12 protein-coding genes and 1 pseudogene are annotated in these 11,456 nt (G+C 64.8%); 9 read left to right on the top strand and 4 right to left on the bottom strand.

Translation table 11 applies throughout. The features are described 5' to 3' along the window. Positions 1-291 (top strand): annotated as a pseudogene (locus tag EXZ48_RS24350) (chemotaxis protein); the annotation flags it as partial. Positions 292-461: 170 nt separating this feature from the next. On the opposite strand, the gene EXZ48_RS34990 reads toward EXZ48_RS24350, so the two are convergent. Continuing rightward, the gene (locus EXZ48_RS34990; RefSeq protein WP_165909408.1) at positions 462-611 is read right to left on the bottom strand and encodes a hypothetical protein; all 150 of its coding nucleotides are present in this window, start codon (positions 609-611) and stop codon (positions 462-464) included. 160 nt (positions 612-771) lie between these two features. Between EXZ48_RS34990 and EXZ48_RS24345 the strand changes: the two genes are divergently transcribed. From EXZ48_RS24345 to EXZ48_RS24320, 6 genes are all read left to right on the top strand, one after another. Then, a complete protein-coding gene (locus EXZ48_RS24345) occupies positions 772-2,154 on the top strand; it encodes a PLP-dependent aminotransferase family protein (protein WP_130518915.1) in 1,383 nt (460 codons plus the stop codon). Positions 2,155-2,292: 138 nt separating this feature from the next. Next, entirely contained in the window at positions 2,293-3,045 is a 753-nt protein-coding gene (locus EXZ48_RS24340; RefSeq protein ID WP_130518914.1) for an aspartate/glutamate racemase family protein, read from the top strand. 32 nt (positions 3,046-3,077) lie between these two features. Next, a complete protein-coding gene (locus tag EXZ48_RS24335) occupies positions 3,078-4,256 on the top strand; it encodes a M24 family metallopeptidase (RefSeq protein ID WP_130518912.1) in 1,179 nt (392 codons plus the stop codon). Further along, entirely contained in the window at positions 4,243-5,439 is a 1,197-nt protein-coding gene (locus EXZ48_RS24330; protein WP_130518910.1) for a M20 family metallopeptidase, read from the top strand. The genes EXZ48_RS24335 and EXZ48_RS24330 overlap by 14 nt, the downstream gene beginning before the upstream one ends. Before the next feature lie 239 nt (positions 5,440-5,678). Beyond that, positions 5,679-6,326, top strand: a complete 648-nt coding sequence (locus EXZ48_RS24325; protein ID WP_130518908.1) for a glutathione S-transferase family protein — start codon at positions 5,679-5,681, stop codon at positions 6,324-6,326. Continuing rightward, positions 6,323-6,859, top strand: coding sequence for a GNAT family N-acetyltransferase (locus EXZ48_RS24320; protein ID WP_130518906.1), 537 nt, complete (start codon positions 6,323-6,325; stop codon positions 6,857-6,859). Before EXZ48_RS24325 ends, EXZ48_RS24320 begins: the two co-directional genes overlap by 4 nt. A 39-nt stretch (positions 6,860-6,898) precedes the next feature. Here EXZ48_RS24320 and EXZ48_RS24315 read toward each other — a convergent pair whose 3' ends face one another. Next, positions 6,899-7,336 (bottom strand): Lrp/AsnC family transcriptional regulator, encoded by a 438-nt coding sequence (locus EXZ48_RS24315; RefSeq protein ID WP_023517321.1) that lies wholly within the window; start codon positions 7,334-7,336, stop codon positions 6,899-6,901. 119 nt (positions 7,337-7,455) lie between these two features. On the opposite strand from EXZ48_RS24315, the gene rocF reads away from it, so the two are divergent. Both rocF and ocd read left to right on the top strand, forming a co-directional pair. Then, positions 7,456-8,376, top strand: a complete 921-nt coding sequence (rocF, locus tag EXZ48_RS24310) for an arginase (RefSeq protein ID WP_130518904.1) — start codon at positions 7,456-7,458, stop codon at positions 8,374-8,376. A gap of 25 nt (positions 8,377-8,401) precedes the next feature. Then, positions 8,402-9,463 carry an ornithine cyclodeaminase gene (ocd, locus tag EXZ48_RS24305; RefSeq protein WP_130518902.1) on the top strand — a complete coding sequence of 354 codons (1,062 nt, stop codon included), beginning with the start codon at positions 8,402-8,404 and terminating at the stop codon, positions 9,461-9,463. 110 nt (positions 9,464-9,573) lie between these two features. Here the strand turns inward: ocd and EXZ48_RS24300 are convergent, their stop codons facing one another. Next, positions 9,574-10,815, bottom strand: a complete 1,242-nt coding sequence (locus EXZ48_RS24300; RefSeq protein WP_165909407.1) for an MFS transporter — start codon at positions 10,813-10,815, stop codon at positions 9,574-9,576. Next, entirely contained in the window at positions 10,815-11,357 is a 543-nt protein-coding gene (locus EXZ48_RS24295; protein WP_050745200.1) for a Chromate resistance protein ChrB, read from the bottom strand. The genes EXZ48_RS24300 and EXZ48_RS24295 overlap by 1 nt, the downstream gene beginning before the upstream one ends. Between the last annotated feature and the right edge of the window lie 99 nt (positions 11,358-11,456).

The raw sequence follows: 11,456 nt of genomic DNA, 5'->3' as shown, positions 1-11,456 counted from the left end.
ACGGGCGCCGCGCTGGAAGCCATCGTGCGCGAGGTGCAGGAGATCAACGGCCATGTGAACGCCATCGTGCTTGCCGCCCGCGAACAGTCGACGGGCCTGCAGGAGATCAACACTGCGGTCAACACGATGGACCAGGGCACGCAGCAGAATGCCGCCATGGTGGAGGAACAGACCGCCGCCAGCCACGGCCTTGCCGGCGAGGCAGCCGCCCTCTCCGCGCTGCTCGCCCAGTTCCGTCTCGACAGGGCACGGAACGCGCCGCAGGCAAGCCGGCAGGCCTACGCCGCCTGACGGGGCGTCATACCGATCCATGATCCTAGCCCCCTGCAGCTCCTGCAGGGGGTCTTTCTTGTTCGGTCAAGACCCATCCGACGAAGCGTGGGTAACCGCGTCCGCGACAAAGCAATACCCGCAGCGGTGCGCGCGCGTGGCGGCGGCAGACCGCATGCCCCTTGTCCCGGCTAAACGAAAACCATCACGCCTGCATAGCCGATCGCGATCAGGACCAGCCCCACGACAAGCATCGGCATCAGGCTGCTGCCATCGGCGTCCCGTCCGCTGACATGCTCGCCGGAAAACACCAGGGGCTTGCGGGTTTCTTCCTTGTTCATGCACCTCTCCTTTTAATGTGGCAAACTATATACCACTTTAAAACGGCGCGCGACGTGACAATTTAGCACCGCGGCAGAAGGAGCATTCGTGCCCCCTCGCTTGGGCGAGGCAGATGTCGATGCCGATTGAAATTGCCATGCTTTTGGACGACAAGAATGCATGACAAAATGGCACCCCGATCCCGGCCAGCTGCGACGGCCCGTCTATATCTCCCTCGCGGACCAGTTTACGGCGGCAATCAAAAGCGGCCGACTTTCCAAGGATGACAAGCTGCCGGCGCACCGGGATCTCGCCTACGACCTGAAGATTTCGATCCAGACGGTGAGCAAGGCCTATGACGTGCTTGCCCGGCGCGGGCTGGTTTCGGGCGAGGTCGGTCGCGGCACCTATGTAAAGGCAGGCAGCGTCGCCCCCCCCTCGCCCTACATTGCGGAGCGGCTGGCAAACGAGATCGACCTTTCGATCGTCACACCCGTCTGCACCCCCTTTCACCTCAAGCAGATGAAAGACGCCCTGCACCTGATCGGCGACAGCCTCTCGCCTGCGGCGGCTTTGTCCTTCCGGCCCAACACCATCTTCCCGCGGCACAACGAGGCGGCCGCCCGATGGCTCTCCACGCTCGGCGTCGAAACCACGCCGCGCAACCTGCTCGTGACGAACGGCGCCTCTTCGGCTTTCGCCGCCGCCCTCCTTTCGGCCGCAGGGCCTGGCGCGATCCTTGCCGCGGAAGAGATCTGCTATCACGTGATCCGGCCGCTCGCGGACTATCTCGGCATCCGGGTTCGCCCGATCGCCGCGGACGCCGACGGCATGGTGCCCGAAGCGCTGGAAGAGGCCTGCCTGCGGGACGAGGTGCGCGCGGTCACCCTCCAGCCCAATCTCGCCAACCCGACGGCTTCGCTGATGCCGGAAGGCCGGCGCCACGCCATCGTCGAAACGGCCCGCAGACACGACGTCACGATCATCGAAAACGACGTGTTCGGCCCGCTCCTCTCCCGTCGCCCGCGCCCGATCGCGGCGATGGCGCCCGAACGGACGGTTTACATCACGGGCTTCACAAAGGTCGCCCTCCCCGGCCTGCGCATCGGCTATGTCGCCGCGCCGGATCATCTCGCCGCCACGATCGCCAACCGGCATCTGATGGCAAACTGGATGGCGACGCCCGTCATGGCCGAGATCGCCACACTGTGGCTGGGCGATGGTACGATGCAAGCACTGGTGGACTGGCAGCGCGAAGCCCTCGGCCAACGGCACCGCATCGTCTCCAAGGCGCTGGAAGGCGCCGCCTACCGTGCGCATCCGGAAGGGCTCCATTTCTGGCTGCCGCTTCCGCCAGAGCACGACGAGCTCGCCTTCGTTTCCCAGGCGCGCACCCGAGGCGTGGCCGTCGCGCCGAGCACGCCGTTCTCCCTGTCCGGCAACCCGGCAGGCGCCGTCCGGGTATCGGTCGGCGCAACCGAAGCGGACGAGTTGCGCGCGGGCCTCGACATCCTCGCCTCGTTGCTGCGCGCCGCACCCGACCGGAGCGTTCTGGCACTCTGAAGCCCCGCAATACGGCCGCAAAACAGCCAGGCGATTTTGCACGACACACGCAGGAAATTGACATGTGTCTTTTTCCCAGATTGACATGCATTTCCTCCCACGGCTGAATGCCCTGCACAAGACTATGGCGGAGCGTGCATGATCGAGGAGATCCAGCATCAATCAACCTTGGAGGCCCGTGCCACGGCCCGACGCATCGGCCTGATCGCGCTTGCCACGGACCATACGGTGGAAGCGGATTTCCGGCGCCTCGTCGCCAGCGACGGCATCGCCGTTCATGTAACGCGCGTCGGCTATGCGAACCGCACGACGCCGGAAAACCTCCGCGCGATGCATCCCCACCTTTCTGCTGCCGCCACCCTGCTTTTGCCGGACGAAGAGCTCGACGCCATCGTCTACGGCTGCACCTCGGCCTCGGTCATCATCGGCGAGGAGGCTGTCACAGCCGCCATCCGCGAGGGCAAGCCGGGCGCCACGGTCATCACGCCGGCCGGCGCCGCCGTCCTGGCGCTACGCGCCCTGAAAGCACGACGCATCAGCATCCTGACACCTTACATCCGCCAGACGGCCGAACCCATGCAGGCCTATTTCGAGGCGAACGGCTTTGGCGTCGATCGCCTCGCCTGCCTCGGCATGGAGGACGACCGCGACATGGCCCGCCTGCCGCAGGCCGAGATCATCCGGCTGGCGGCACACATCGCCGCGGCCGGTACCGAAGCTCTTTTCATCGCCTGCACGGCGCTGCGGGCGGCACAAAGCACCCCCGAGATCGAACGGCAAACCGGCCTGCCGGTCGTCACCAGCAATCTGGCGGCCGCCTGGGCCAGCCTGCGACAATGCGGTGTCGCGCCCGACCCCAGGGCCGCAAGCCGCCTGCTCGCGACCGCCTGACACTCCAGTTCCGCCAATCAGGATGCCTCCTCATGATCGAACTTCCCTTCGCCCTTTCCGAATACAGAGCCCGGCTCCAGGCCATCCGCGCGGAGATGGCGCGACGCAATCTCGATCTCCTCGTCGTCAACGATGTCGCCAACCAGCACTACATCACCGGTTATGACGGCTGGTCCTTCTATACGCCCCAGGTCGTGCTGGTACCGCTTGCCGACGAGGAACCCGTCTGGATCGGCCGCGCCATGGATGCCGCCGGCGGCCTGCTGACAGCCTGGATGAAACCGGAAAACATCGTCGGCTTCCCCGAGGACCACGTCCAGCGGGCCGACCGTCACCCGATGGACTGGATCGCTGCCTGGATCAGCCGGAAGGGTTGGGGCCGCGGCAATATCGGCATCGAGCTGGAAGCCTATTACTATTCGCCAAAGGCCCATGCCCGCCTCACAGCAGGCCTGCCGAACGCCACCTTCCACGATGCCGACCTGCTGGTGAACTGGATCCGCAGCGTCAAGTCGCCGGCCGAGGTCGATTATCTGCGCAAGGCCTCACGCCTTGCCGAGGCCGCGGTGCGTGCTGCCTATGACACCATCGCGCCCGGCGTGCGCGAATGCGATGCCATCGCCAAAATTCAGGCGGCGCAGGTTGCAGGCGCACCGGACTTTGCCGGCGACATCACCGCCCTGCCCCCGACCATTCTCGCCGGCGAAAACGCCTCCGCGCCCCATGTCATGTGGAGCGACCGGCGTTTCGGAGAGAACGAGACCGTCGCGCTGGAACTTGCCGGTGTCGTGCGCCGCTACACGGCCGGCCTTGCACGAACCCTCCAGCTCGGCAAAATGCCGGTCAAGGTGAACGACACGAGCAAGGCGGTTCTCGAGGGCATGGAAGCCGTTCTTGCCAGCATCAGGCCGGGCGTGACGGCCGAGGCGGTGGAAGCGAGCTGGCGCAAGGTGATCGAGCGCTACGGCCTCAAGAAGGAATCGCGCATCGGCTACTCGATCGGCGTCGCCTATCCGCCGGATTGGGGCGAGCACACGATCAGCCTGCGCCCCGGCGACACGACCATCCTGAAGCCTGGCAACGTGCTGCACTCCATCCTCGGCATGTGGATGGACGGCTGGGGCATCGAGGTCAGCGAGACGATCCTCGTCACCGAAACCGGCTGCGAGACGCTGACCAACTTCCCCCGGGACATTCATGTCAAGGCCTGAGCCCGACACGGCGGCAGTGGACGCGGCCCTCGCGCGCCGGATGATCGAAATCCGGCGCCATCTCCACCGCAATCCCGAGCTTTCCAATGCGGAGCGCGAGACGCAGGCCTATTTGAAGCACGCGCTGGAAGAGGTGGGCCTCGGCCCGGTCCGGACGGTCGCCGGCTTCGGACTGGCCGTCGATATCGTGGGCACCGCTGGCCCCTCGAACCGCAAGGTCGTCATCCGCGCCGATATCGATGCGCTGCCGATCAAGGAAATGTCGGGCGAGCCGTTCACCTCCGAAAAGCCGGGCGTGATGCATGCCTGCGGCCATGACGCGCACGCAGCCATGGGCTATGTCGCCGCCGTCCTGCTGGACAGGCGCAGACAATCCTTCAGCGGCACCGTGCGGCTGATCTTCCAGCCCGCCGAGGAGGCGGAACCGCTCGGTGGACGGCGGGTCGTCGCGGAGGGTCTTCTCGACGATGTCGACGCAGCGATCGGCATCCATGTCGATCCCTATACGCCGACCGGCAGGATCGCGGTCGGCGCCGGCCCCTATACGCTCGCCTGCGATATTTTCGACATCGTCGTGACCGGAAACTCCGCACATGCCGCAAGGCCCTCCGACGGCATCGATGCCATCGCCGTCGCCTGCACGATGGTGACGGAGCTGCAGAAGATCGTCGCGCGGGAAATCGATCCCTACGATCCCCTGGTGATTTCCGTCACCGGCATCGAGGGCGGCGGCGCCTACAACGTGATCGCTGCCGAGGCCCGACTGAAGGGCACCATCCGCAGCGGCCACGAGGAAACCCGGCAGAAGGCCTGGCGCCGGCTGCGGCAGATCCTTGAAGGGGTGGCGGCGGCGCATGGCGCAACCGTCACGGTCGATCTGCAACGGGGTGAGCCGCCAGTCGTCAACGCACCGGAAATGGTCGAGATCGTCCGCCAGGCCGGCAGGGCGATCGTCGGAGCGGACAACGTGCTGTCGGCGCCCGGATGGACCGCCGCCGACGACTTCGCCTTCTACAGCGAGAAATGCCCGTCGGTCTATTTCCGCCTCGGCATTCGCAACGAGCAGGCCGGTGCCATATACCCCCTTCACCACCCGCAGTTCCGCATCGACGAGGCCGCCCTGCCGCAGGGTGCCGCGGTGCTCTGCGCCACAGCCGAAACCTTCCTCAAGACCATGGAATGAGGAAGACGCAGGCCTGTTGTCCGGTCAGCCTTGCCGCGCCAAGGGTGGCGTGCCATTTGCGCGCTCCGGCGGCATGCCCTCGGCACCGTTCATCTGACGGCATGCCGGCTTTCCGATCTGCAGCAAACAGCATACCGTCAAGCCGTAGGCATATGATCGGCGCCACAAAAGCACCTTGGCAGGGTGTCGGAATTCCGGCCTGCCGTTCGTCTTCATGCAGACATGCTATGGAGGACAACATGACGATCACCATAACGGCCTTTGCCCAATCGCCTGATCGCGGTCGGGGCCTTGCGCGCGACATGCGCGTTCGCTGGGCCCTCGAGGAGGTGGGCCAGCCCTATGCGGTTCGCCTCCTCACGTTCAAGGACATGAAGGAGCCGGCGCATCTCGCGCTTCAACCCTTCGGACAAATCCCGACCTATGAGGACGGCGATCTCGCCCTGTTCGAAACGGGAGGCATCGTATTCCATATCGCGGAGCGCCATGCTGGCCTGCTGCCGGAGGACGCCGACGCCCGGGCACGCGCGATCAGCTGGATGTTCGCCGCACTGAACACGATCGAGCCGCCGATCCTCGACCGGGAAATGCCGACCTACACCGAGCGCGACAAACCCTGGTATGCGGAACGTCTGCCAATCCTGGAAAGCCGCATCCGCACACGGCTGGACGCGCTCTCCCGCCGGCTCGGCGATGCGGACTGGCTCGACGGCGCCTTCAGCGCCGGCGACCTTCTCATGGTGACCGTTCTGCGCCGGCTGGAGGGATCGGGCGTCCTTGAGGACTATCCGCGCCTCTCCGCCTACATCACCCGCGGCAAGGACCGCCCCGCCTACACGCGAGCCTTCGACGCACAACGGGCGGTGTTCACCGCAACCTCCGCATGATGGCGCTGGTTCCGTTCGCACCCGCTCATTTCACTCCTCTTCTCGGCTGGTTTCCAAGCCATGCCGATCTCGTGCAATGGGGTGGTCCCCGTCTGGAATTTCCCCTGTCGCACGGTCAACTCGAACGGATGCTGGCGGAAGGCAGATCCGATCCGCCGGCCCGGCTCTGCTGGACGGCAGTGTTCGACGGTGAGCTGGCGGGCCATGTCCAGCTGGCCTTCGACTGGCGCAACGGCAACGCCGTGCTCGGTCGCGTGGCCATCGCGCCGGAAATGCGCGGCCGGCGTCTTGCCGGCCGGATGATCGCACTGGCGATCGACAAGGCCTTCGGCTTCCAGGCGATTGAACGGCTGGAACTGAACGTGTTCACCTGGAACACGCCGGCCATCCGCACCTATGAAGCGCTGGGCTTCACTCTGGAAGGGGTCCGCAGAGCATCCGCCCGCGTCGAGGGCGAGCGCTGGGACACCGCCATCATGAGCCTGTTGAGAACCGAACTCTCCAGGGCCACCGCGCCGCACGCAGGCGGTTAAGAAGAAGGCCCACACAGGCGACGGCGCGTGGGCCGGCTTCTACAGTTTCGCCCTCGTCGAACGCGGCGTGGAGAGGAGGATGCTCGTTTCACTGCCCGTGATGCCCGGCACGAGGCGGATCTTGCGCAGGACGGCGTCGAACTCGGCAAGGCTCGAGGCGCTCAGTTCCACCAGCAGGTCCCAGCGGCCGTTCGTCGTGTGGATCTGCGAAATCTCCGCGAAGCCACCGAGCGTACGGATCACGCGGTCGGTTACATGGCCTTCGATCTCGATCGTCATCACGCCGCGAACGACATCTTCGAGGGCATCGGCGCGCAGCATCACCGTATAACCGAGAATCGTGCCGTCCTGCTCCATCCGCTCGATGCGTGCGCGCACGGTTGCCCGCGACGCCCCGGTTTCCAAAGCGAGATCCGAAACGCTCCGGCGCCCGTTGCCGCGCAGCAGCGTCACGATCTTCTGATCGAGCTCATCCATGCCAATCTGGCTCCTCGGCTTTCCATTATGGTCAATATGGCATTCCGAGATGCCAAAATTCAATATTCAATCTGCCGTTCAAGGCTTCTAGAATTTGGAAAACCAATAAGGAGTACGTCATGGAGTGCACGCTGATCGGCGCCCCCTTGCAAATCGGTGCAGGACAGCTCGGCTGCGAGATGGGGCCGAGCGCCCTTCGCATCGCCGGCCTTCGCACCGCGCTGGAGGAGCTTGGCCATACGGTGAAGGACACCGGCAACCTTACGCCCCGCGCCTTCGACGAGATGCCGCACCCGAACGCTGCCGTGCACCATCTCGGCGAGACGGTCGCCTGGGTGGAGGCGCTGTCTGCCGCCGCCTACGAGCACAGCAAGGCCGGCATGCCGATCTTCCTCGGTGGCGACCATGCGATCTCCGCCGGCACCGTTCCGGGTCTGGCACGCCGCGCCGCCGAACAGGGTCGGCCGCTCTTCGTGCTCTGGCTGGACGCCCACACTGATTTCCACAGCCTTGAGACCACCGCCAGCGGCAACCTGCACGGCACGCCCGTTGCCTACTATACCGGCCAGGCAGGCTTTGAAGGTTATTTCCCGCCGCTCGCCCATGCCGTACCCCCGGAAAATGTCTGCATGATCGGCATTCGCAGCGTCGATCCCGCTGAACAGGTCGCGATCCGCAGGACCGGCATCACGGTCCACGACATGCGTGTCATCGACGAACACGGCGTCGCCGTCCTCGTGCGCACCTTCATCGAGCGGGTCCGGGCTGCAAACGGCCTCCTGCATGTGAGCTTCGACGTCGACTTCCTGGAGCCCGACATCGCACCGGCCGTCGGCACCACGGTGCCGGGCGGGGCGACGTTCCGCGAGGCGCACCTGATCATGGAAATGCTGCACGACAGCGACCTGGTGACGAGCCTCGACATCGTCGAACTCAATCCGTTCCTCGACGAACGCGGCAAGACTGCGAAGCTGCTCGTCGATCTTGTTGCCAGCCTGATGGGCAAGCGGGTGATGGATCGCCCGACGCTTGCAGGCTGAGCCCGGCCGTTCTTCTGGAGGGAAAATGAACATTGATCCGAAATTGAACGTGGTTCCGTTCGTCAGCGTGGACCACATGATGAAGCTGGTATTGAAGGTCGGCATCGACCGGTTCCTGACGGAGCTGGCGGCGACGATCGAGGAAGACTTTCGGCGTTGGCCGGTCTTCGACAAGACCCCGCGCGTCGCCTCCCATTCCGAGGAGGGCGTCATCGAACTGATGCCGACCAGCGACGGGACGCTCTATGGCTTCAAATATGTCAACGGCCATCCGAAGAACACGCGCGACGGCCGGCAGACCGTGACGGCCTTCGGCGTGCTGTCGGATGTCGGCAACGGCTATCCGATGCTGCTCACCGAGATGACGATCCTGACCGCGCTGCGTACCGCCGCGACCTCGGCGGTGGCGGCAAAATACCTGGCACGGCCGAATTCTCGCACCATGGCCATCATCGGCAATGGCGCGCAGAGCGAATTCCAGGCGCGCGCATTCAAGTCGCTTCTCGGAATCGACAGGCTGCGCCTTTTCGATATCGACGCCTCGGCAACGCGCAAATGTGCCCAGAACCTTGCAGGCCTCGGCTTCACCATTGAGGAATGCCGATCGGTCGAAGAGGCCGTGGAGGGCGCCGACATCATCACCACCGTCACCGCCGACAAGCAGTATGCGACGATCCTTTCGGACAACCATGTCGGCCCCGGCGCGCACATCAATGCCGTCGGTGGCGACTGCCCCGGCAAGACCGAGCTCAGCAAGGACATTCTGCTGCGCTCCGACATCTTTGTCGAATATCCGCCGCAGACACGCATTGAAGGCGAGATCCAGCAGCTGCCGGCCGAGCACCCCGTTATCGAACTCTGGCAGGTCATGACCGGCGAGACCGAGGGCCGCAAAAGCGCCGACCAGATTACGCTGTTCGACAGCGTCGGCTTCGCCATCGAGGATTTCTCCGCGCTGCGCTACGTACGGGAGAAGATCGCCGAGCACGGCATGTTCGTGGAACTCGACCTGCTCGCCGACCCCGACGAGCCGCGCGACCTCTACGGCATGCTGCTGCGCTGCGAGAAGAAGCTCAACGCAGCCTGATACGCGCTGTCGCCCGGCTCGTGGATTGCCGAGCCGGGCGACAGGACCTCTCCTGGACGCCATGTCCAAGATTTGCTCCGGCCCGGGCGGGGCAGCACCTCTGGAAGCGATCAGGCCTTGGCACCGATACGCCCCCGCGCCGCCAAAAGCCCGACGATGGTCACAGATGCGAAGGCCGCGCCGGCAAGGAAGGTGGCTTCCGGCCCAAAAGCGTCCCACAGCGCACCCGCCAGCACGCTTGCTGCCAGCAGGGCGAGGCCGGTCACGAGATTGAACATTCCGAAGGCCGTACCGCGCAAATCCGCTGGCGCGACATCCGCGACAAGGGTTGCGAGCAGGCCCTGCGTGAAGCCCATGTGCAAGCCCCAGAGTACGACGCCGACGGCGAGCGACGCCATGCCGGTTGAAAACGCCAGCACGACATCGGCGAAAACAAGAAGAAGCAGGCCGGCGATGAGGATGCCGACACGATTCATGCGATCGGAAAGCACCCCGACAGGATAGGCCGACAGCGAGTAGGCAAGGGCCATGAGCACCAGGACTGCCGGAACCATCGCAAGCGGCAAGTCGAGCGACTGCGCCCGTAGGATCAGGAAAGCCTCGCTGAAGCGCGACAGCGTGAACACGGCCGCGATGCCGACGATCCACCAATAGCTGGCGCCAAGCCGCGCCAGTTCGCTTCGCCGAAGGGGCATGCGCACAGGACGCGCACCGTCCTTCCGCTCCGGCTCCCGGACAAAGACCAGCAGCACGACGACGGAGAGGAGCGCCGGCACGACGGCCACCCAGAAGACTGTCGGAAAGTGGTCAGCCGTCAACCACATCAGTGCGATGGCAAGGAGCGGCCCCAGGAAGGCCCCGATCGTATCAAGCGACTGGCGCAGGCCGAAGCTGGCGCCGCGCAGTTCGGGCGGCGCGATGTCCGCCACCAGCGCGTCGCGCGGCGCACCGCGGATACCCTTGCCGATACGATCGATGAAGCGGGCGGCGACCATCCAGTCCAGCGTCGATGCCAAGGGAAAGATCGGCTTGGTGAGCGCGGCAAGGCCATAGCCGAGTACCGCGAGAAGCTTGCGCTTGCCGAGCCAGTCGCTCAGCGCACCGGAAAAGATCTTGGTGATCGAAGCCGTCGCCTCGGCGATGCCCTCGATAATGCCGACAGCCAGCGTCGAGGCGCCGAGAACCGTCACCATGTAGAGCGGCAGAAGCGCGTGGATCATCTCCGACGAGACGTCCATCAGCATCGACACGAAGCCGAGCGCCCATATGCCCGGCGGAATGCCGCGCCAACCGGCTCCTTTACGGCTCGTCGCTGCCGCGTCCACTGGCGTACCCGCCTTGGCCGTGTCCATCACCGGTTCTCCTGCTGGGCATCGAAGACGCGCTGCGCATAGCCGTCGAGCAGCGTCTCGCAGCCACGAAGGCGTGCCTCGGCCTCCGCGGCCAGCGGAGCGCCATAAAAGTCGAGCTTGCGAATCTTCTCGAACCAGCTCTGAAGCTTCTTCAGGTCGGCATCCTCTTCCTCAAGCTCGGCATAGGTAAATTTTTCGATGGCGATTTCCTTGGCGATCTCCACCTCGAACTCGGCGCAACGACCGAGGAATTCACGATACTGCTCGTCGCGATCGGCCTGGAAGCGGACGATGACCTTGTCCTCCTGCATCCGGTCGAGTGCCACGGTTTCCAGGATCACCGCGTCGCCGCCCATCGTGGCGATGTCGTTTTCCATCATCTTCAGGCGGCGCACGTGTTCGTCGGTCTTCGGCAGGAGGCAGACGCCATTCTGGAGATAGACCGCTCCCATCCCCTTCAGCTTCCGCCACAGCGCCACCCGCTTTGCGGCCGGATCGGGCGGGACCTTGTAGGTCAGGAGAAGCCAGTGGAGAACAACCATGGCTTCTCTTTAATGTAACCATCGTAACAAATCAACTGCTGCGACAGGGGTATGGCTTCATCATCCACCTCCCCAAAACAGGAAACCGACGCGGTCCCG

The organism is Shinella sp. JR1-6 (assembly GCF_004284735.1).
Lineage (GTDB): Bacteria > Pseudomonadota > Alphaproteobacteria > Rhizobiales > Rhizobiaceae > Shinella.
Note: the sequence above shows the minus strand (reverse complement) of the source record. Positions and strands in the feature narration are given on the sequence as shown.